We start from the raw sequence: 19,519 nt of genomic DNA on the forward strand, positions 1-19,519 counted from the left end.
ACAGAATTATGAAAGCAACAGTAAATCAATCAGCAGCAGAGAGAAACATCACATTGGTAGCATTGGCAAACATCCAGCCGAGCAGTTTTAACCCCCGCAAGCACTTCGATGAAGCGAACCTGTACGAACTTGCCGGGAGTATCAAACAGCAGGGAGTTTTACAACCTATCACCGTGCGCCCCATAGCGGAAACAGACCGTTACGAGATTGTTTTCGGTGAGCGCAGATACCGTGCTTCCGTCATGGCAGAAATGGAAGATATACCCGCTATTATTTCGGAACTCACGGACGAGGCAGCCGAAGAAATGGCGATAACGGAAAACTTGCAGCGCAAGGACGTGACACCTATCGAGGAAGCCAACGCCTACCAACGCATGATTGAAACAGGAAGGCACACCGTAGAAACATTGGCGGTACTTTTCGGCAAGAACGAGAACTATATCCGCACCCGTCTGAAATTCACCGCCCTAATTCCCGAAATCGCCACCCTTTTGGAAACGGACGAACTGACTATCAGCGTGGCAACCGAGATTTGCCGATACGGTGAGGATATACAAAAAGAGGTGTACGAGAAACATTTGCAGGACGGTAACGCATACAACAGTTGGCGAGGGCTGAAAGCTGCCGATGTTGCCAAGCGAATAGAGAGCAATTATACCACCGATTTACGGTATTACTCCTTTGACAAGACCGAGTGCGCCACGTGCGCCCACAACACGAACAACCTGTTGTTGTTCTGTGACGGAGGGTGCGGACATTGCGCCAACCGCACGTGTCTTGCCGAAATGAACGCATCTTTCCTCATGGAAAAAGCCGTTCAAATCATGCAGCAGAACCCGAACGTTTCACTTTGCCGTGACCGTTACACCACAAACGACACTGTAATAGAACGGTTAATCGCTTTGGGCTACGAGGTCGAAAACCTTGAAACGTACACCACTTTCCCCAACAGCCCCCAAGAACCCAAAGCCGAGAATTTTAACGACACCGAAAAGTACGAGGAAGCCCGTACCCGTTACGAGCAGCAATGGGCTGACTACATGGAGAAGGAGGAAGAAATCACCCGCAGGAGCGAAGCCGGAGAAATCACCGTTTACTCCAAGATAGGGCAAAAGGAGATTGTTTTCTGCTATGTGGAGAACGTGACGGAACAGGCAGCGGACGGGACAGCCGTACAAGTACCGCTTTCACCCGTGGAGAAATTGGAGAAACAGGACGAGCGCAACAAGGAGATAGCCCTTGAAAAGACGGTTGAAGATACCAAACGGCAAATAATGGAAGCCGACATCACGGGCGGTAAGTTCAGTGCGGACGAGGAAAAGATACTCTATTTCTTCATGCTATCCCATTTGCGGGAGGAGCATTTTACAGCCGTAGGCATCACCGAAGAAGGGAAACACTACCTCACGGACGAGGATAAAATGAATATTGTGCCTAATCTCACCGTCAAGATAAAAACTATCATCCGCAGGGATTATCTGATAGCCAATTTCCGAAGCGCATACGGCAACAATACCGAAGCATCCCTTTTACTTGACTTCGCCCGTAAGCACATGCCCGAAGAACTTTCAGCCATCGAAAGCGGATATAACGAAGTTTACGAGAAACGACACCAGCGCATCGAGGAACGCAAAGCCGTTCTTTTGGTACAGGAAAAGACAAGGGCAAAAGGGCATGAAATCACCCAAGCCGAAGAACAACAGCAACCCGAAGGGATTGCAGCCTAACCAAACAGGGAGCAAGGGCGGAGCAATCCGGCCGCTACTTTCTTTCGTGAGCCGAAGCGAAAAAGAAAGATAGCAAAGAAACCACTTTATTAACTTTCTAATTTTTTAGCAATGAAACAGGAAATCAGACAAAATAATATAACCATACTCCACAGCGAGGACGGTTGCAGTATTCCCGTCATTTTCAACAATCTCACGAGAAAGAACTTTAAAGGGAAGGAATATTCAGACTATATACGTTACATAGCCATTCCCGACATGGGATTTACTTACGGGAAGATAGAATATTATTCAGACGGAAAATTAGTCACAACGGGAGAAATCAAGCCATAACATTCTCCTTTTGTTTCATCGCCGGAAGTCCGGGACGGGTAGCGATCCGCCCGGACTTCTTTTTTACCGTTCTTTTGTTTTTCACCGGATATTTTGCCGGACTTCTTTCTTTCGTGAGCCGTAGCGGAAAAGACAAGAAGCAAAGAAACCACTTTAAAAAGTCAGTTCAAGAAAAGAATGTTCAAAGGAACACCCTTTTCTTTTTTTTATCTCTAAACCGGAATCTACTTAACTTGGAATAGTGCAATGTAAATAAATGGAATGACTTAACTATTATTTCAAATTTATTATCATGATGTATAAATATCAATCTATAACTTTTATATTCAATGCTTGTATCCTTCTTTTTGTATCTGGCTTAGATATTTCAAATGAAACTTTCTTTCCTTCAAGATTCGAATAATCCAATTCTGGATTATTCGAAAAATGAAAAAAGAATTCTTCGGATCTTAATTTTATATAACCGCAATAAATACCAGCTCTATTTTTCATAACCTTTTTCACTACTCCAATATTCTTAATAATATCACCTTCTGTTTTCGAAATATTAATTTTTTTACCATTATTCAATGTTTTGAGTATTAATTCTGTAAACTCTTGAACATCTTTCATTGCATATTTACTTTTCTTCATATGCTGAGTCCATTCAGTTTTACAGGTATTAAATAAATTTATAGCATCATTAAATATCCCTTTTGCGGTCTCGGTATTATATAGACTTTTCAATATACTTTCTGAGAATTTGTCTATACTCTTTTCTTGAGATAAATGCGGTCTTTTTCCTGCAACCATCCAACAATAGATCATCAAGATATGTGCTTTGAATGGCTTCAAATCTCTGCTGAATTTTCCTTTTCTAAAGAAGCCTTCAAGGGTATAAAAAGCATAAGCTATTGCAAAATATGGTAATTTAGAATGTTCTTCCAAGAAAATATCTTTCCCAAACTCTTTAAGCAATATTGATTCATGTTTATGGGCAAGATGTGGGTTGTACATTAAGGAGCCCACAAAGTATTGTGTCAATATTCTTAGATTTATTTTCTGAATTGGTTTAATAAGTGGATTATGATTATATTGTTTTGCTCTCCTTTCATAATATATTTTATCTTGAAAATCAGAAACATAGGCATTGAAAAATATTTCTAAATCTTTATGAAATTTTTTGGTGCCTTCAAAAGCTTCCTCTAACACAATACTTTGCCTATTTGTTCCTTTAACTATTTCATTTGATATTTCAACATTTTTTGTAGCAATAATTTTCATTACTATTGTTGTATCACTCAAATCCAATCCTTCTTTTCTAGCATTATAAATCACATGACAAGTTTGACATCCATTTACAATTTGAGGATTTTCTATTCTTAATTTCCTATTATTGGGAACAAATTCATCACAAACAACAGCAATTCCATTATTTAATAAAACGAACTTTTGAGGATCACTATTAATTGTATCATATATCTCCGAGTTTACAGTGTTGTCACCTTGATAGTCTCGAACATTATCATTAAAAAGAGACTTACGTATAACGTCGCCATCTGCAACAAGTAGCTTATATAATTCACTTGCCTTACATAATGCCACACATGAATTTTCGACTTTCTCTACTGGGGTTAAGTCCATCGTATCAATAACTTCTATCACAGTAGAGAATTTGTTCTCATTTTCATCTAAAATACATTTAAATCTTTCACTGTCAATAATTTGGAAATCTACTTTTGAACAAAAATTATTTGATAATATATCTTTTTCTGCTTGTTTTTTCGTCCCTTCATGTAATGGATCATTATTCCATTTTCCCATAACAACGTAGTACAATCGAACTATAGGAGATTCTTTCCAGTAGAAAGTAATGTCTTCACTAACCAAAAACTCTTTTATTTGATATATTTCCTTGATCTTATCATTAAAAGGGTAATCTGGTGTTGCAGATAAAAAATTACGGACACCTGAAATAAAAGAATTCATTTCCGATACGCTGAAATGGGATTTATTTTTAGATTGTATAAAAATAAACTCAATACTGATTCTTGAGAATTTTGAGATAATATCTCGTATCTCATCAGTACTCTTAACTAAAATTCCATTTACCTTTATAGCTATACCGTCTATTCCAGTATCACCAGGTCCTCCAACTCCTATGAAATCAACTAATTCAGAGTCAGCATTAAATGCATCAGGTTGATGTTGAGTCAATATCGCAATGTTCACAAATTGTTCAAATGCTTCATCTTCAGGAATTCCTTGGAGTTCATAATTCTCACAAAATTTTTTAAAGCGTGCATTTATTATAGGTTCATTTGTCATATTTTTAAATTTAAAGGTTTAACACTAAGCAAATATATAAAAAATAAAATTCTTATGAACATAAAATTATTTTTTTCTCTCATTTTAAATTGATGTAAAGAAAGAGGCAGTATAGTTCGAGCGTTTTTCACCTCTTCCGGCACATGTTCCAACTGCCAGCCTTCTTCCTCGATGGCAGCACGGCATACCTCTGCCGTGCGCTCATGCCTGCATATAAATTCCAAAGGAACTTGTTTCATTTCTTCTCCCATTCGATTTTTTCCCTATATTTGGTTAATGATTTCACCAGTTCGTCCATATCACCGTGCATCCGGCTCAATCCCTTTTCTACCGTTAGGTTCTCAAAGACAATCTGCTTCAGCAATAGCCGATGGCAGAAGTAGCTCGACCCGAACGGCACTCTATTCAGGTCATTGTACTGTACCCGTTTGTCGAATAGCAGTAATTCCAGTTCTTTCTCCTTGAACAGTCGGCAGGGTGCAGAATCGTTCAGCCAGAAGTTAGACATCAGCAGGGCAAACGGCTTGCCGAAACTAAGGCAACGCTCGAATATCGCTACCTTGTTACTGAACGGAGGATTAGAAACGATTACGTCCCAATGTTCCGGTTCATACTTGAAAAAATCCTGCTCAGTGCAAATATGGGAATGATCCACTTTAAATCTATGCTCTTTCAGTGTTAGTACAAATTCGCTGTGTTCCATATCGAACGGACACCATACCTTTGTCTTTTTGGAAAGATACTTGATGATCGGCAACACCGCATAGCGGGGCGTGTACTTCTCGTCACCCTTGTTGCTTCGCAGATATTTTGAATAATCCATCGCTGCTATCTCTCTCTTTTTCCGAATTGTCATTGTTATACGAAAATTCCAGTTCCACCGCCTGCCCGAACGAATCTTCCACCCACACCTTCAAACTGCTCTGGTCGTCCGATAACGAGGTATAGTACAGCCGGAACGTTTCTTTCTCCAACGGGTAACGGTCATTCGGCAGCAGCACCGTGCCGTCCTCCGTTTTCAACGTCCCTTTTCCGTCATAGAGGAACCACCGGATAGTGTACCGGGTATCTTCCCAGCGTCCTTCCCGTTTGAGTTCACAGCGGATTTCCGCCGTCTCGTTCACCTTCAGTTTCTTCGGGACGGGCATCGTTTCGACGGTGAACGGGTATTTCGTTTGAATATCCAGCTTGTCATTACAGGCAGCGACAAGCACGAGGGCGGCCACTATGTAGCAGCCCACGAGCATTTGATAAAATCTTTTCTTCATATACATTATTATATTATAGTAGTTATCGAATCATAAACCGGACACCCACACCTATCTGCGAGTGGAATCTTCCGCAATCGCCCCCGAACAGCATCCTTTGCCGCCCGTTTACCAGCAGCACGACCTTATCCGTCAGGTAGGCGGACAATTCCAGCGTCAGCGCACCCCCATAGATGAAATGATCCCCGTCCGTGAGCAGCGAACCGTCCGGCAGACGGCTTTCGCCCCAGTTCACCGTTTCATACCCCGCAAGGGCGGACAACCCCAGTGCGGCAAAGAATGTCTTTTTCCTATCAGAGAGGAAGTTCAGGTAATACCCGCCTTCCCCCGTGAACTGGCTTGCCGGATAAAGATTTCCCCGGTAGTCATACCGCTTTTCCAGATACTCCGCACCGACCACCCAATGGTGGGCGTTCTTCGTGTAAGTGCTTACCGCTATCCCGGCATGGTAGCCGAAACCGTCACCGCTTTTCCAGCGCATATTGTCCGAAAGTCCGCCTGTGAATTGGATTCCCCTCATTCCGGGCAGGCATCTTTGGGCGTGTGCCTGGTTAAAATGCAGGCACACCCCGAAGAGCATGATAATGAACAGTACTCTTTTCATGTGTTACTTTATTTTCAGTTCGTTAATCACTTTTGCCGCCACTATATCCGAATTTTCCACCCGGATAGTCTGATGCCTGCCGCCGTTCTTCTCGAAGAGTTCGATTACCAGCACCTTATCGTCCGGTATGGTGAACTGCGGAACGACATACACCGTGCGCACGTTGCTTTTCCCGTTCGTTACCAGCACCTCGTTATAGCTGCGTACCGGATCAACTGCCCTCTCCTGAATGGCGGTACGTTTCGGTACTTTCTTGTCCACGATCTTGAACTTGATAAAGTCCGTGTTGAAAGCCACGTTCGACCGATTTCTCGTTTCCGTGTGGAAATAGAACAGCCCGTTATGCGAATGGATGGACTTCAAAAGGAACTGCACCCCGAAGCGTTTGCAACCCAAATGTCTGATTTCCCGCTTGTCGGCTTTATAGATGCCCTGCATAATCAGCTTCACCAGTAGCGGGCTTTCACTGCCCAGTTCACGGAAATAGATATTCATGCGTGTATGGCTGAAATCCGTCGTGTCCTCATTTTCCAGAAAGTCCTTCATTTCGATGTTCAGCATTTCCGGCTCATGGGCGTAACGGGCGTTGAAACTGTAAAAACTTCCGTCCTCACAGATAACGGAAAAGTTTGTTTCCCCCGGAAACCCTTCTGTCGTGGCTTTCACCCTGACAACATTTTCCGCCCCGTCCGCTTTCCCGGCAATAATCCAATTACTGCCCAAGTCCACATACTTCACGGCAGACGGGAAAATGATGTGTACCGTTTTTGCAAACGTCACCTGCACCCCGTAAGGCGTCACCATCTGCCGATAGGGTAACTTCTGCGTTATCCCTTGATACAGGTCGTTCCCGGCAACCGTCCGTACCGTGTCATTCACTTGTGCGTTCGCACCTATCACCACGCCCATAAGCAGGGCGACCAATCCAAAAATCTTTTTCATTGTCTTTTCTTTTTAATTATTATTATTTTTACATTCTAAGCCTGCATAGCATCCAATCCGCATGGCATCCCGACCTCATTTTCGCAGCGTGAAGCGAACGACCGCAGTGTAGCGTCAAAAAGAAAAAGCTGTTTGAGCGTAGCGAGTTCTTTTTCTTTAGCGAAACGTAGGAAGAGAGTAGCGTAGAAAATGCAGTCTTGATTTTTTCTTTTTGGTATCTTTTTCTTTTGTATCAAGACAAAAGAAAAAGTACTACTCTTTGGCGTACAGCATCAGTTCGTAGCCCGCTTTCAGATGCACTTTCACCGTGCGGAATTTCTTGGCGAGGTACTGGCTGCCGCCCTGCATCACGCCCCTTGTCAAGTCCATAGCGATCTGCTGTCCGGCAGACTGCGCAAACGATATGCTTGTCCCCAGCCCGCCGCCGATGTTTGCAAGAGCTTCCTTTGCCGCTTCCTGTTCCAGTGACGAGGGCACGGACAAGCCTTTTTGCCCGTCGCTGTCATACACCGCCAGTTCCACGGGCAGCAGGTTGCCCCGGTATTCGATGGACGATACCACAATATCCAGCCGTTCCCCCTGTACCTTGCCCGTTCCCGAAACAAGGGTGTTCTGCGGGATCACAAGGTTTCCCGCTTGCAGCGGTTCGAGCAGCCGGAGCTTCACCGTCTGACCGTCCATGATTGTCTGGTCTTGGTGGATGCACGCCCGAATGGTGTTCTTTCCCATAGCATAACCGTCGCCCACTGCCGTGTTGAACCCGTAGTTTCTCGGCTGGCTGTACGCCCGCATGAACTCCGCATCGCTCATCGGTTGTTGCAGTCCCGACACCGTTTGCTGCCGTGCCGCCTGTACCGCAACAGCGGGCTTTCCCGTCCCTTGCCCGGTACTCTGTCCGGTAACGGGAACTTGCACGATTGTGCCGTTTTGTCCCGCCTGCCCGTTCTGTCCCATGTACTTGGCGGCAAGCTCGTAGCTCTTTTCCATCAGGGCGACTTGCTCGTCTATGCCACCCGCCTGTCCCTGCTGTGCTTCCAGTTTCGCTGTCAGTTCCTCCACCTGCTTTTTCAGTTCCTCCTTTTCCTCGTCCACCTTCGGCGTTTCGTAGAACGTGCCTAATTGTCGGTTGATGTCCCGGTAAGCAGCCGTTGAAGAACTTACGCCGCCTGCCCGCGAGCTTCCCGAATAATCCTTGAACGGCTCCCGTTCCGGTTCGCTGTCCGGCAGTTCCAGTTCCACCCCGTCCGCATTGTTATTGCCCGAAAAGGCGAAATCTTCCAGCGAACGCACCTTGTCCGCCTGTTTCTTTTCCAGTCCGGCTTGCTCGTAGGCTTTCCGCTTGTCACCGATAATCCCGTCATTCTCCGGCAAGGGAATGTCGGCATTGAACGCCCCCACCGTTTCCCCGCTTTCGTCCTTTTTGTCCGAAGGTGCGAAGATCAGCCACATCGAGCCGAGGAACAGCAACCCCATCAGCGGGTACACCAGCAGCTTTTTCCGTTGCTGCATCTGTTTGGGCGTTAGTTCTCTGGCGGGCTTCCTGTCCTTTTCACCGCTTTTCTTCCCTTTGTTCTCCGTCCCCGTTTCCGGGGCTGCGGCATCGCTCACCGTCACGTGCTGCGTTGCTGTTTCTTTTTCCTGATTCTGTTCTTCCATGATTTACTGATTGTTAAAAGGATTGATTATACTGTCATTCTTTAGCCGGATTTGGTCGATATGTTCTATCCCCAATTCCTGACCGTCACTTTTGCCGATGTTGTAGATGGCGGCGACGGTCATGTACACCGACAACCCGCCGAACACCACGAACATCACAAGGATAACCACCACCCGCTGATCCGGCGTGATACGCCCGCACAGGCGGCGGAGCTTTACGTCCGCCCGGTCCTGCATATCAGCAATGACCTTTGCCATAAATTTTCCGACCATGCCGTTAGCGTTTGATGGTTTGCAAGTCCTTGTTTTCGGTAATCTCGAAGCCCTCGATGATGAACCCCTGCGGATTGTTGTCACTCCTTACGGCATCCAGCAACCGGCAGCGGGTGACAAGGCTTCGCTCCGTTACCGAGCTTTCCCGGAGGATAATCTGCCGGGCGAACGTCCGCACGTTGTACGGGTACTTGTCAAAGTCGCACCGCACGCTGTCAATCTGCACCATCTGGTTGATGTTGCCGCTGATTACCCGGTTGTAATACCCTTTTTCCGAAAGGTCTTTGTAGTAGTTGAATGCGCTTTTGTCCGCCAGCATCAGCGAGCGTTTGATATTGCTTTCGATAGCCGACTTGTCGGGTGACAACGTGAAGAACAGTTCGTGAAACCTGCGCACATGTTCCCGTGCTTCCACCGGGCGGTTCTGCTGCACGTCCTGCGAGAGTGCCAGCATCAGCGACTTTCCGTTATCCAAGACGTATATTTTCTCCCGTTGCGCTTCGGCGAAACTGTACGATTTCCAAAGGGCGAAGCCCGTCACCACCGCACACAGGCAGATGAACACCAGCGCAAAGAGCCGTATCTGCCTGAAACTCGTTTCTATATTCTTTAATGACTTAAATTCCATTTCTTGATTGATTTTTTAGTTACTTGATAAGTTTTCCGGCAACATTGCCCACGGCAGCACCCGCCCCGGCAGCGGCGACATTCCCCGCTTTGGCGGCAGTCGTGTTCATCGCACGGTTCGCACCGCTTACACCGCCCGCCATGATGATCCAGTTCGCAACGGTAGGTATTGTAAAGTACCCGAATATCCCGATAATCAGGAATACCATGTACACCGTATTCGTGCTGTCCGGTATAAAGGTGGGATCGCTCATCGCCTCTATGTCTTTGGTGAGCATAAGCACCTGAATCCTTGCCAGTACCGAACTGAACAGGTCGCTCACGGGCAGCCACATATAGACGGAAATGTACCGGGTTATCCATTGCGTCAGGGTGCTTTGGAATCCATCATAGACGCTTATCGCAAAGGCGATAGGCCCTAAGATGGAGAGGACGATCAGAAAGAACGTCCGTATCGTGTCTATCACCAGCCCGGCGGACTGGAACAGCAGTTCCAAGAGTTCCTGAAACCATTTGCGTATGTTCTGTTTCATCCGGTACTCGGCACGGTCTATGTACATGCCGCCCATCGTTATCAGGTCGCCAGCCGACCAGCCGAGTTCATCCAGTTTCTTGTCGAACTCTTCCTTATCCACGAGGTACGCCGTTTCCGGATTCCGCTTGTTCGCTTCATATTCCAGCTTGTCTTTCTGTTCCCGGTACTTGTTCATGTCGAAGGTCTGTGTTTCCAGCATCCCGTGGCAGCCTTTCACCACGGGCGAAAGCACCGTGTTGATCGTGCCCAGTACGAACGTCGGAAAGAACATGATGCACAGCCCGATGGCGAACGGGCGCAGCAGCGGGTACACGTCGATAGGTTCGGCACGGGCGAGGGCTTGCCACACTTTGGCGGCGACGTAGAACAGCGCACCCAACCCGGCTATCCCTTTGGCTACGCCCGTCAGGTTGGAGCATAGCGGTATCATTTCCTGATATAGCGTGTGCAATATCTGGTGCAGGTTCTCAAAGTCTATTGATAATAACATCATCTTACCTTATTATATATATGTACAGGAATCCGTTCTCACCAGTAGCGTTCGTCCGCCGAGCCGTACAACGCCATCACCCGGTCGGTGTCCTTCTTCTTTTTCGCCCGCAGGTAACTCACCGAGATATTCTTGTTCGTGTAGTATTGCACGAGATTGCGGTATTCCAGCAGCCTTTTATAGCTTTGGTCGATAATCGCCAGCCGTTCCGCATCCGATAGCGACATTCCGGTGATATTCACCACATTTTTCAAATCCTGCAACACGTCCGCACTCTCGTTCAGCAGCTTTGCATATCCGAAAGAGATCGTGCTTAACTCGTCCGGCGTATAGTTCGGATCACCCAGCATCTTTTGGTAGTTCCGTACATAGATTTCCGAAATATCCGCCACCAGTTCGATGCTTTTCTTCACTTTTACACCGCCCTTAATCACGTCGTGTACATCCTTTAGCGCATCATAGTACCGCTTTCCTTGTTCAAAAACTTTGGCGGTTTCCTTGAACCCGTCCATTGTGTTCTTGGCAGTCGTCGAAGTCTGCGCAATCTGTTTAACGGTGTTGATAATCCCTTGCGCCAAGTTCCCCGGATCGCTCACTACCCATTGTGCGTTAGCCGTACCCGCTGCCAGCAGGCACGCCAACCCCATGACTATCGCTTTTATCTGTTTCATACTCTTACTTGTTTAATTGATGGTTACTCCGTTTATATTCTCCGCCGGGCGACAGGTGTATGCGGTCTTTCTCCTTGTCGTAGGTCAGCATCACCGCCAGCCCCGTTTCGATGAAGAAGTAGCCGTCCGTTTCCCGTATCAGGTAGGTTTCCGTCCGGGTGCTTCCCGCATGGCTTTTCTTTATCACTGTTACCCGGTATTGCCCGTTTTCTTCCGAAAGGGTAAAGGGCGGCTTGCTGCCCGTGCTTACCCAGTCGCCCCGCATCTTTTCCAGTTTGTCGGCGTTCGTTTCCTTGCAGGAAGTGACGAACGCCAATGCCACCGTCACCGCTGACAGCAGCAGGATTAAATTCAATCGTTTCATAATGATTTCGTTTTTAATGATGATTTGTACAACCAGCCGTTTGTACGTTTAGCCGTTTAGTCATTCAGCCAACCAACCGTTTAATCGTTTAGCCAGCCGTCCGGCTGTTCAACCGTTCAGCCGATTAACCAGCCAGCCAATCAACTATCCGGCTACCCGTACATCCGGTTATTCATTTATTTACCCATTGGCACATTATTTACTTGTACTTCGTTTCCGCCAGCCGCCTGATGGCAAGCTCCAAGTCGCCGCCCAACTCTTCCGCAAGGTTGAACACCTCCGTTTTCTCGCTCTCTTCGGTGGTGTACGTCAGGTATTCCGAAGGGCTTACTTCCGTGGCATATACCGCCGACTGCACCCCGTTCAGCCCGATCCATACCTCCTTGTATTTCCGTCCGGGATGGTTGGCAAGGTTGATGGACAAGATTTGCGCTTTCTCCTTTTCCGTCAGTCCGAGCATCGCCTGTATGCCGTCGAACTTGTTCATATACTTTTTCTGGTCGAGCAGTATCTTGCAATCGCTGTTGTTGATGATAGCCTCTTTCACGATGGGCGACGAGATTATATCGTCCACCTCCTGCGTAACTACCACTGCTTCACCAAAATACTTGCGGACGGTCTTGTAGAGATATTTTAAATATTCTGACATACTCGGTGAGGAAAGGGCTTTCCATGCTTCCTCACAGATAAGCATCTTCCGCACCCCTTTAAGCCTGCGCATCTTGTTCAGGAAGGCTTCCATGATGATAATCGTTACCACCGGGAAAAGCTCGGAATTATCCTTCACAGCATCAATCTCAAAGACGATAAACCGCTTGTTCAGCAGGTCGATGTTCTCTTTCGAGTTCAGCAGGAAATCGTAACGACCGCCTTTGTAATATTGCCGCAGCGTGGTAAGGAAGTTGTCGATATTAAAATCATCCCGGCTTACCTTGATGTCCCTTTTCGCCAGTTCCGCACGGTAATCGCCCAGCATATACTCGTAGAAGGTATCGAACGAGGGCACGATGCTTCGGTCTTGCTGTATCTTCCGGATGTATGCCGACACCGCACTGCCCAGCTCGCCGCTTTCCGTCTTCGTGATTTTCTCGTCCTCGCTCTTCCATAGGGTGAGCAGCAACGTCTTTATACTGTCTTTTTTTTCCACGCTGAACTTGTAATCGTCAGTGAAAAAAGGATTGAAACTGATGGGCTTATCTTCCGAATACGTGTAATACACCCCGTCCTCGCCCTTTGTCTTGCGGTGTATCAGTTCGCACAATCCCTGATACGAGTTACCCGTGTCGATAAGTACCACGTGGCTGTTCTGCTCGTAGTACTGCCGGACTAAATGGTTCATAAAGAAGGATTTTCCCGAACCCGAAGGCCCCAAGACAAACTTGTTGCGGTTCGTGATAATCCCCCGTTTCATCGGCAAGTCTGAAATATCCAGATGCAGCGGTCTGCCCGTCACCCGATCCACCATCTTGACACCGAAAGGCGATAAGGAATCTTTATAGTTCGTTTCTTCCGTGAAGAAACACAGGGCTTGCGGGATGAACGTGTAGAAACTTTCCTCGAAAGGAAAATCCCCCTCGTTCCCCGGTATGCCCGCCCAGAACAGCGTCGGCACGTCCGTTGTGTTATGCCGGGGCTTGCACTCCATAAGGGCAAGCTGGCTGCCCACGTCATTCTTGATGTGTTTCAGTTCTTCCCGGTCGTCCGCCCACGCCATCACGTTGCAATGGCAGCGTACCGAGGTCAGCCCCTTGCTGTGCGCTTCGTTCAGGTATTCCTCTATCCATTCCCGGTTGATCTGATTGGAACGGGAATAGCGGGATAGCGACTGCATATTCCTTGCGGTCTGCTCGAAGCGTTTCAGGCTCTCCGTGTGGTTGTCGATAAAGAGGTACTGGTTGTAGCAATGGTTACAGGAGAGCAGCACGCCCACCGGGGCGGCGAAACTCAACCTGCAATCGCTCCGGTCTGTGGACAACCGTTCATAGCGGCTGTCCGTACCCACCTTGCCCGGCAAGTCCTCTGCGTCCGAAAGGGTGTGCAGGCAAAGGATGTCGTCGCCAATGCGCATTTCTTCCGGGTTCAACTGGATGTCTTTCAGCACCGTAGTATCGCTTTGCGAGAGGGAGAAATATTTCTCCACGATGCCCGCTGTCGTTTCCGTCCCGACAATCTCGTCCGTTGTCAGGCGGCGGAGCGTGATAAACCCGCTGTCGTTCATGATTCGCTCGAACTGCCCGACCGCTTCAAGGAATTTCGTTACCGTTTCCTTGTCCTCGATCTCCTTCGGGATAATCTTTCCCTTGCACAGCGTGCTGAACGTGCTTTCCTGACGGCTGCGCACCTTCGTTGTCTTGGTAAGGAACAGGTAGCAGAAATGGTTAAGGAACGGGCGTTCGTTGAAGTGCCTCTCAAACGAGCGGGACAAGAAACTAAGGTCGTCCCTGTTAATCTCCGGCTGGTACTTCTCTTCGATAAAAAAGTCCTGCTTATGCACGATGGAGTAGTCCGGCAGTACCTTTACCGCCTTGTGCCACGCCGAATGTATCGCCTCGTACTCCGTTTGGGTAACGGTGAACAGTTCCGGCAGTTCCACCCGGAAGGCTACCGTCACGTCCGCATCCTTGCTCACGATGCAGCCGTTCTCCACAGCCAAGAGCGGGAACTTGCTTTCCAGCGTTGCCGCTTTCATTACGTTTTTCATTCTTTCTTGTTTTTGGTGGTAAATAATCGGGGAATTTTCAGTCGGTTCAGCACGTACCTCGGATGCCGTTTGCGGGCGGCGGCTTTCATCAGCCCGTGCGTGCCGTACCGGGCGTTCAGCCGGAAGGTGAGCCACACCAGCAGCGTAGCCGCAGCCACGCCGAAGCCGATGCACACCCACTGGTTCACGCCTGCCATGTACAGAATTACGAATACCACGAACACGGCGAGCAGCCCGGCGGCAAACACGAAAAGGTACTGGCTTTCCAAGCCCTTGAACTCCACGTTCCTGCCAATCCCCTTGTTGATTTCAAAGTTCATAAACCGCTTGTTTACAGGAAGAAAGAACGTAGGATAGTGGCGGCAACAATCAGGAAGATACAAGCCCCGAACCACGATGCGGCGGTCTTGCTCGTATCGGGATCTCCGCTGCTGAATTTCCCATACACTTTCACGCCTCCGATTAGCCCGACCACCGCACCAATCGCGTAAATTAATTTTGTCCCCGGATCGAAATACGAAGTCACCATCTGCGTGGCTTCGGTGATACCCGCTTGTCCGTTACCCTGTGCCATTGCACCTGCGGCAGCCATTACAAGGCTTGCCATCAAAAAGATTCTCTTCTTAGTCATTGTCTCAAAAAATTAAATTAAACATGGTTGTTATTCATCAGTCGGGCGAGACGTTGCCGTGCCCCTTCAAACTCATCCAGCATTTCATCCCACACATCTGAACCCATCACGGCGGGCAGCACTTCACGGGCTTGCTGTTTCTCTTGCTCGTTCGCATCGTCCGTTACCATGATCCGGTGTACCTTCTTCAAGTCCTCGAAGGTGTACCCGGTGGCAAAGTCGGGGTTGCCGTCAGGGTAATAAGCCCCCAGTCCTTCTTCCTCTTCCACCTCTTCGGGCGTGGGTACATATTCCTCTTCTTCCGCCTCGTCCTCTTCCGGCTCTACCTCGATGTCGGAGTAGTCCGCATCATCATCCGCCGGGGCGGTTTCTTCCGGTTGTTCCGTATCGTCAGCCGCAGGTTCTCCGGTAGCCGTTTCCGGCAGGTTTCCCGCATCGTTTCCGGACGTTCCGGGTGCGAATTTATCCGTTTTATCCTCTTGATTATCAGCGTGTCTTTGCTTGTCGTTCGGCTCGTCCGTTTGTCTTTTCCGGTAGGTGCTTTTTCCGATAACCGTGTACGGTTCTTCCGTTTTTTCCTCCGGTTCGTCGTCGGCTTCTTCCGCATCCGTTTTCCAAAAAGACCGCATCAAATCGTGACGGAAGTATTGCCACAGCACGGCAAGGTAGTAGAGCAGGATTACGGAGATTATCATTTTCAGTATCATGGCAGTTCCTCCCGGCGTTAGAATAAGTTTTCTATTTTTCCGGCGTAAGCCGCCTCGATTTCTTCCCGGTACTGCTCGAAGTGCTGTGCCAGCACGTTGTCTATGTAGGCGGAAAGCGACACTTTGCCGCCCGTCAGCATCATGGAGATTTTGGCAATCCTCTCGTGGTACTCACGCCGCACGTACACGGGCTTACCGTAACGGGCGGGTATATCCATTCCTTTAAGAAAGGTGCTGTCGTAGTCCGCCGCCTGCTTTGCTTTGCGCCGTTTCCCGTCCGGTACTTTCTCCGCAGGCACGGCAGTTTCTTTCTTTCCAGTTTCTGGTTCTTCTGTTTCTCTCGGCTCTGTTGGAGCAGTACTACCGTTTCCGTCCGGTGTTGCCGTTTCACCCGCCATCATCCGCATCAGCAGTTCCTCGTCGATGGGCTTATCCGTTTGCTGTTTCTTCATAGGTAGGTGATTTTAGTATGGATAATATTTCGTGCGTCAATTCCGGCAACCCGCTGCCCACAACCAGCCGCTTGTCGGGAGCGAACAGCGTGGAACGGAACACCGCCCGGTTTTCCGCGTCCAGTTCCTTGCGGAAGCGTTTCGTGTCGGGAATCTGCGTGGCAAGCATCGGCAGCCCCATTTCGGCGATTACCTTCCCGTAATTTTCGTACACGTTGCTCTTTTCCCGTTTATCCACCTGATTCCAGAAAAGGTAAAGCCCTTTCAGTCGGCTTGTTTCCTTGCCTAACATCATCCGTTGCAGCACGTCTAAAAAGGCAAGCGTGCTTTCCAGCACCGTTTTGTCGGCAACCACCGGGGCGAAAATGTAATCCATCTGTGCGATGGTGCGCAGTATGCCCGACGAGTTCACCGTTCCCGGCAGGTCGAAGAACAGCAGGTCATAGTTTCCGCCCGCCGTCAGTTCCCTTGCCACATCGGGGGCTTGCTCCACCCGGCACTTCTGCACCGGATAGGCGGCACGCCCCGGCTGCTGCATCTGTCCGTAAGCCATCTGTTTCAGGTATTCGTTTTTCAGTACCTCCCGGCTGTCCCTCTCCCGCATTTCGTACAGGCTGTATTGGGGAAAGTCGCAGTCGATCACCGCCAGCGGCACGCCATAATTGTAATGTAGGTAACTTGCTACCAGTACCGTAAAGGCGGACTTTCCGCTGCCCCCCTTTTGTGTGGCGAAAGCCACGTTCAATGTCTGTCTATCCATATCGTCAATCAATTAGTTATTCATTCGGTTGCCTAAGCAATCGGTTATCTGTTCATTCATTCAGTCACTCAATCGGTCAGCCAATCCTCTGGCTGTTTGTTCATCCGGCTAATTCATCATGCGTTCAGCCGTTTGCCCGTTCATTCGCCCAATCATCCGGCTGTTCATCCGTTTAATCGTTTAGCCGTTTAGTCATTTGGCTGTTTAGCCAATCATCCGGCTAACCGTTCAGCCATTCGTCCGTTTATTCGTCCGGCAAAACCATCATCCGTTTAACTGCTTGTTCGTCTGGTTATCCACTCGCTTGACCGTCCGTTTGTCCGTCCGGTCGGATAGCCGTTTTACCGCTTCCACGGCGCAAAGGAATATCAAATTATTGGTAGATTATCCGCTTGATTATCAGCGTGTCACGCATTGTCTTTCTACTTGTATAGTTGTCGCATCCGGGCATAATGACCGGACGGGAAAAGGGCTGTTACTTTGCGGCGTTGAACCCAAGAACCATGAAAATGAAGAAGAGTAGTAACCGCCCGAAGGACTGTTCCGGCAGTCCGCAACAGACAAGGGCATCCCCAATCTGTCCGGTAGGACGGATTTTATTTTCAACCGAAAATAGCAAGTTGTGTGCTGCGGCACTCGCTTCGCTTTCCGTGCCTCACCACCACCTTGCCCCGCTGGTGCAAAATCCTCCGAAGTCGGATTTTCCTTTGCGGGGGAGAGCCGTCCGGCATACGGCAGTTTCAACCCATGTTTCACTTAAAATTTGATAGGACTATGGATAGTCAGAAGAAGTATTCCAACAATCACGGGCGAAAGCCCAAATCCGACAAGATGCGCCACCGCTACGTGTTCCGTCTGGACGACGGGGACAACGCCCGTTTCCTTGCCCTTTTCGATGAATCAGGAAAGGCAACCCGTGCGGAATTTATCGTTTCCGCACTCTTCGGCAGGGAGATAAAGGTCGTGAAACTCGATAAGGGCACGCAGGATTTCTACATGCGCCTGACCTCTTTTCACTCCCAGTTTCGCAGCATCGGCGTGAACTATAACCAATGCGTGCGTGCGCTCAAATCCAATTTCTCGGAGAAGAAAGCCCTCGCTTTCCTTTATAAATTGGAGCAGTACACCCTCGAACTGGTGGAACTTAGCAAACAGATTTCCGCACTGGTGGAAGAGTTTCAGACCAAATACCCGGTGCGATGATAGCCAAGATTTCACACGGCAGCAGTCTGTACGGCGTGCTTTCGTACAACCAGTTAAAGGTGGACGAGCTTCATGCCGACGTGCTTTTCGGTAACCGGATTATCGAGCCGCAGGGCGATAACCCCTACACAATAGAGCATCTTTCCCGTTCGTTCGAGGACTACCTGACTGCCAACCGCAAGACCGAGAAACCCATCCTGCACATTTCTCTCAATCCCGATCCGAAAGATTGCGTGAGTGAAGAGCAGTTTATCAAGTTGGCGGAAGAGTATATGCGGCGCATGGGCTTCGGCGACCAGCCCTATATTGTCTATCGCCACAACGACATCGGTAGGGAACACCTGCATATCGTTTCCGTCCGGGTGGACGAAACCGGGCATGCCATTTCCGACAGCTACGAACACGAGCGTTCGATGGCCGTCTGCCGGGAACTGGAACAACAGTTCAGCCTTACCCCGGCAACCAAAAAGGAGTGGAAGGAAGGGCTGCCCTTGTCGCCCGTCAATTACGAGGGCGGCAACCTCAAAGGGCAGTTGGCGGGCGTGATTCGTCCGATAGCCCGTGAATGGCGTTTCCAGTCGCTCGGCGAATACCGTGCCGTACTTTCGCTTTACGGTATTTCGGTGAATGAAGTCAAAGGGGAATATGGCGGACGGGAGTATCACGGCTTGTCCTATTCGGCAACGGATAAGGAAGGTAACAAGGTAGGTAAGCCCTTCAAATCTTCCATCTTCGGCAAAGAGGCAGGCATCGACGCACTGGAAAAGCGTATGCAGGTTTCCGCTGCATGGGTAAAGAAGCACAAGGACATTACAGCCGACACCGCCGCCCGCATAGCGGCAGCCATGCAGACCGCCGGGCATGACCGGGTACTTTTCGAGCGTGAACTGCTCCGGCAGGGTATCGGTGTGGTGTTCCGTCAGAACGAAGCCGGGCGCATCTATGGCGCAACCTTTATCGACCATGCCGACAAGACCGTTTTCAACGGTTCCCGTCTGGGCAAGGAGTTTTCAGCAGGCGTATTTAACGAGCTTTTTGCTGGGCAGGACGGTACGCACTCTGTACAGCAGCAGGAACATTCCGGCGCACCTGAATGGCAGGAACGTGATACAGCGTACCAGCCCGACCACAAGGACAGTACCGCTGAAAATGTGGCAAACGCTTTCAGCCTGTTCGCACCCGTGCAGGGTGGTGCATCCGGCGACCAGTCCGCACCGCAGCAGCGGAAAAGGAAGAAGAAGCGCAGGTACGGCAGGCAGCAGTAGCCT

General features: G+C 48.9%; 22 protein-coding genes and 1 pseudogene. 5 read left to right on the plus strand and 18 right to left on the minus strand.

Annotated elements, in window-relative coordinates; genetic code table 11:
- Positions 1 to 8 precede the first annotated feature (8 nt).
- Together DW036_RS19805 and DW036_RS19810 are read left to right on the plus strand one after the other, a co-directional pair.
- Positions 9 to 1,727 carry a ParB/RepB/Spo0J family partition protein gene (locus tag DW036_RS19805; protein WP_118465912.1) on the plus strand — a complete coding sequence of 573 codons (1,719 nt, stop codon included), beginning with the start codon at positions 9 to 11 and terminating at the stop codon, positions 1,725 to 1,727.
- Positions 1,728 to 1,838: 111 nt separating this feature from the next.
- A complete protein-coding gene (locus DW036_RS19810) occupies positions 1,839 to 2,060 on the plus strand; it encodes a hypothetical protein (protein WP_118465913.1) in 222 nt (73 codons plus the stop codon).
- A gap of 306 nt (positions 2,061 to 2,366) precedes the next feature.
- Here DW036_RS19810 and DW036_RS19815 read toward each other — a convergent pair whose 3' ends face one another.
- The 18 genes and pseudogenes from DW036_RS19815 to DW036_RS19905 form a co-directional block, all read right to left on the minus strand.
- Positions 2,367 to 4,367 carry an AIPR family protein gene (locus DW036_RS19815; protein ID WP_118465914.1) on the minus strand — a complete coding sequence of 667 codons (2,001 nt, stop codon included), beginning with the start codon at positions 4,365 to 4,367 and terminating at the stop codon, positions 2,367 to 2,369.
- Complete coding sequence (locus DW036_RS19820; RefSeq protein WP_118465915.1) at positions 4,364 to 4,618, minus strand: hypothetical protein; 255 nt, start codon at positions 4,616 to 4,618, stop codon at positions 4,364 to 4,366. Before DW036_RS19820 ends, DW036_RS19815 begins: the two co-directional genes overlap by 4 nt.
- Positions 4,603 to 5,190 carry a tRNA (adenine-N(6)-)-methyltransferase gene (locus DW036_RS19825; protein WP_118465916.1) on the minus strand — a complete coding sequence of 196 codons (588 nt, stop codon included), beginning with the start codon at positions 5,188 to 5,190 and terminating at the stop codon, positions 4,603 to 4,605. The genes DW036_RS19820 and DW036_RS19825 overlap by 16 nt, the downstream gene beginning before the upstream one ends.
- Positions 5,153 to 5,614, minus strand: coding sequence for a DUF3872 domain-containing protein (locus DW036_RS19830; RefSeq protein ID WP_369906825.1), 462 nt, complete (start codon positions 5,612 to 5,614; stop codon positions 5,153 to 5,155). The genes DW036_RS19825 and DW036_RS19830 overlap by 38 nt, the downstream gene beginning before the upstream one ends.
- A gap of 43 nt (positions 5,615 to 5,657) precedes the next feature.
- Positions 5,658 to 6,239: a conjugal transfer protein TraO gene (locus DW036_RS19835; protein WP_118465917.1), complete on the minus strand. Its 582-nt coding sequence runs from the start codon at positions 6,237 to 6,239 to the stop codon at positions 5,658 to 5,660.
- 3 nt (positions 6,240 to 6,242) lie between these two features.
- Entirely contained in the window at positions 6,243 to 7,181 is a 939-nt protein-coding gene (traN, locus tag DW036_RS19840) for a conjugative transposon protein TraN (RefSeq protein ID WP_118465918.1), read from the minus strand.
- A gap of 252 nt (positions 7,182 to 7,433) precedes the next feature.
- Entirely contained in the window at positions 7,434 to 8,837 is a 1,404-nt protein-coding gene (traM, locus tag DW036_RS19850; protein WP_187374646.1) for a conjugative transposon protein TraM, read from the minus strand.
- Positions 8,838 to 8,840: 3 nt separating this feature from the next.
- Positions 8,841 to 9,110 (minus strand): TraL conjugative transposon family protein, encoded by a 270-nt coding sequence (locus tag DW036_RS19855; RefSeq protein ID WP_118465920.1) that lies wholly within the window; start codon positions 9,108 to 9,110, stop codon positions 8,841 to 8,843.
- 4 nt (positions 9,111 to 9,114) lie between these two features.
- On the minus strand, positions 9,115 to 9,738 hold the full coding sequence (gene traK / locus DW036_RS19860; RefSeq protein WP_118465921.1) for a conjugative transposon protein TraK: 624 nt from the start codon (positions 9,736 to 9,738) through the stop codon (positions 9,115 to 9,117).
- Positions 9,739 to 9,757: 19 nt separating this feature from the next.
- Entirely contained in the window at positions 9,758 to 10,762 is a 1,005-nt protein-coding gene (traJ, locus tag DW036_RS19865) for a conjugative transposon protein TraJ (protein ID WP_118466000.1), read from the minus strand.
- 38 nt (positions 10,763 to 10,800) lie between these two features.
- Positions 10,801 to 11,433, minus strand: a complete 633-nt coding sequence (locus tag DW036_RS19870) for a DUF4141 domain-containing protein (protein ID WP_118465922.1) — start codon at positions 11,431 to 11,433, stop codon at positions 10,801 to 10,803.
- Between the two features lie 4 nt (positions 11,434 to 11,437).
- Positions 11,438 to 11,797, minus strand: a complete 360-nt coding sequence (locus DW036_RS19875; protein WP_118465923.1) for a DUF3876 domain-containing protein — start codon at positions 11,795 to 11,797, stop codon at positions 11,438 to 11,440.
- A gap of 199 nt (positions 11,798 to 11,996) precedes the next feature.
- The gene (locus tag DW036_RS19880) at positions 11,997 to 14,672 is read right to left on the minus strand and encodes a TraG family conjugative transposon ATPase (RefSeq protein ID WP_369906827.1); all 2,676 of its coding nucleotides are present in this window, start codon (positions 14,670 to 14,672) and stop codon (positions 11,997 to 11,999) included.
- Positions 14,600 to 14,818, minus strand: a pseudogene (locus tag DW036_RS19885) (DUF4133 domain-containing protein); the annotation flags it as partial. The pseudogene DW036_RS19885 and the gene DW036_RS19880, both read right to left, overlap by 73 nt.
- Positions 14,819 to 14,829: 11 nt before the next feature.
- Positions 14,830 to 15,129, minus strand: coding sequence for a DUF4134 domain-containing protein (locus DW036_RS19890; protein ID WP_032594263.1), 300 nt, complete (start codon positions 15,127 to 15,129; stop codon positions 14,830 to 14,832).
- Positions 15,130 to 15,146: 17 nt separating this feature from the next.
- Complete coding sequence (locus DW036_RS19895; protein WP_118465926.1) at positions 15,147 to 15,836, minus strand: hypothetical protein; 690 nt, start codon at positions 15,834 to 15,836, stop codon at positions 15,147 to 15,149.
- A gap of 17 nt (positions 15,837 to 15,853) precedes the next feature.
- Positions 15,854 to 16,288, minus strand: a complete 435-nt coding sequence (locus DW036_RS19900) for a DUF3408 domain-containing protein (RefSeq protein ID WP_118465927.1) — start codon at positions 16,286 to 16,288, stop codon at positions 15,854 to 15,856.
- Positions 16,266 to 17,048 (minus strand): ParA family protein, encoded by a 783-nt coding sequence (locus DW036_RS19905; RefSeq protein WP_118465928.1) that lies wholly within the window; start codon positions 17,046 to 17,048, stop codon positions 16,266 to 16,268. The genes DW036_RS19900 and DW036_RS19905 overlap by 23 nt, the downstream gene beginning before the upstream one ends.
- A gap of 280 nt (positions 17,049 to 17,328) precedes the next feature.
- Between DW036_RS19905 and DW036_RS25605 the strand changes: the two genes are divergently transcribed.
- The 3 genes from DW036_RS25605 to mobB all read left to right on the plus strand — a co-directional run bounded on the left by DW036_RS25605 (position 17,329) and on the right by mobB (position 19,516).
- Positions 17,329 to 17,571 carry a hypothetical protein gene (locus tag DW036_RS25605; protein WP_158585975.1) on the plus strand — a complete coding sequence of 81 codons (243 nt, stop codon included), beginning with the start codon at positions 17,329 to 17,331 and terminating at the stop codon, positions 17,569 to 17,571.
- Positions 17,572 to 17,822: 251 nt separating this feature from the next.
- A complete protein-coding gene (mobA, locus tag DW036_RS19915) occupies positions 17,823 to 18,251 on the plus strand; it encodes a conjugal transfer protein MobA (protein WP_187374647.1) in 429 nt (142 codons plus the stop codon).
- Entirely contained in the window at positions 18,248 to 19,516 is a 1,269-nt protein-coding gene (gene mobB, locus DW036_RS19920) for a conjugal transfer protein MobB (protein WP_118465930.1), read from the plus strand. Before mobA ends, mobB begins: the two co-directional genes overlap by 4 nt.
- Positions 19,517 to 19,519 lie beyond the last annotated feature (3 nt).

The organism is Bacteroides sp. AF39-11AC (assembly GCF_003474285.1).
Taxonomy (GTDB): Bacteria; Bacteroidota; Bacteroidia; order Bacteroidales; family Bacteroidaceae; genus Bacteroides.

What these genes read in the sequence shown, in the direction of transcription:
- DW036_RS19870 (WP_118465922.1), bottom strand. Translation starts at nt 11,433, where the DNA reads ATGAAACAGATAAAAGCGATAGTCATGGGGTTGGCGTGCCTGCTGGCA.
- DW036_RS19895 (WP_118465926.1), bottom strand. Translation starts at nt 15,836, where the DNA reads ATGATACTGAAAATGATAATCTCCGTAATCCTGCTCTACTACCTTGCC.
- mobB (WP_118465930.1), top strand. Translation starts at nt 18,248, where the DNA reads ATGATAGCCAAGATTTCACACGGCAGCAGTCTGTACGGCGTGCTTTCG.
- traJ (WP_118466000.1), bottom strand. Translation starts at nt 10,762, where the DNA reads ATGTTATTATCAATAGACTTTGAGAACCTGCACCAGATATTGCACACG.
- traN (WP_118465918.1), bottom strand. Translation starts at nt 7,181, where the DNA reads ATGAAAAAGATTTTTGGATTGGTCGCCCTGCTTATGGGCGTGGTGATA.
- DW036_RS19900 (WP_118465927.1), bottom strand. Translation starts at nt 16,288, where the DNA reads ATGAAGAAACAGCAAACGGATAAGCCCATCGACGAGGAACTGCTGATG.
- traK (WP_118465921.1), bottom strand. Translation starts at nt 9,738, where the DNA reads ATGGAATTTAAGTCATTAAAGAATATAGAAACGAGTTTCAGGCAGATA.
- DW036_RS19820 (WP_118465915.1), bottom strand. Translation starts at nt 4,618, where the DNA reads ATGGGAGAAGAAATGAAACAAGTTCCTTTGGAATTTATATGCAGGCAT.
- DW036_RS19815 (WP_118465914.1), bottom strand. Translation starts at nt 4,367, where the DNA reads ATGACAAATGAACCTATAATAAATGCACGCTTTAAAAAATTTTGTGAG.
- DW036_RS19825 (WP_118465916.1), bottom strand. Translation starts at nt 5,190, where the DNA reads ATGGATTATTCAAAATATCTGCGAAGCAACAAGGGTGACGAGAAGTAC.
- mobA (WP_187374647.1), top strand. Translation starts at nt 17,823, where the DNA reads ATGGATAGTCAGAAGAAGTATTCCAACAATCACGGGCGAAAGCCCAAA.
- DW036_RS19875 (WP_118465923.1), bottom strand. Translation starts at nt 11,797, where the DNA reads ATGAAACGATTGAATTTAATCCTGCTGCTGTCAGCGGTGACGGTGGCA.
- DW036_RS19905 (WP_118465928.1), bottom strand. Translation starts at nt 17,048, where the DNA reads ATGGATAGACAGACATTGAACGTGGCTTTCGCCACACAAAAGGGGGGC.
- DW036_RS19805 (WP_118465912.1), top strand. Translation starts at nt 9, where the DNA reads ATGAAAGCAACAGTAAATCAATCAGCAGCAGAGAGAAACATCACATTG.
- DW036_RS19810 (WP_118465913.1), top strand. Translation starts at nt 1,839, where the DNA reads ATGAAACAGGAAATCAGACAAAATAATATAACCATACTCCACAGCGAG.
- DW036_RS19855 (WP_118465920.1), bottom strand. Translation starts at nt 9,110, where the DNA reads ATGGTCGGAAAATTTATGGCAAAGGTCATTGCTGATATGCAGGACCGG.
- DW036_RS19830 (WP_369906825.1), bottom strand. Translation starts at nt 5,614, where the DNA reads ATGCTCGTGGGCTGCTACATAGTGGCCGCCCTCGTGCTTGTCGCTGCC.
- DW036_RS19835 (WP_118465917.1), bottom strand. Translation starts at nt 6,239, where the DNA reads ATGAAAAGAGTACTGTTCATTATCATGCTCTTCGGGGTGTGCCTGCAT.
- traM (WP_187374646.1), bottom strand. Translation starts at nt 8,837, where the DNA reads ATGGAAGAACAGAATCAGGAAAAAGAAACAGCAACGCAGCACGTGACG.
- DW036_RS19890 (WP_032594263.1), bottom strand. Translation starts at nt 15,129, where the DNA reads ATGACTAAGAAGAGAATCTTTTTGATGGCAAGCCTTGTAATGGCTGCC.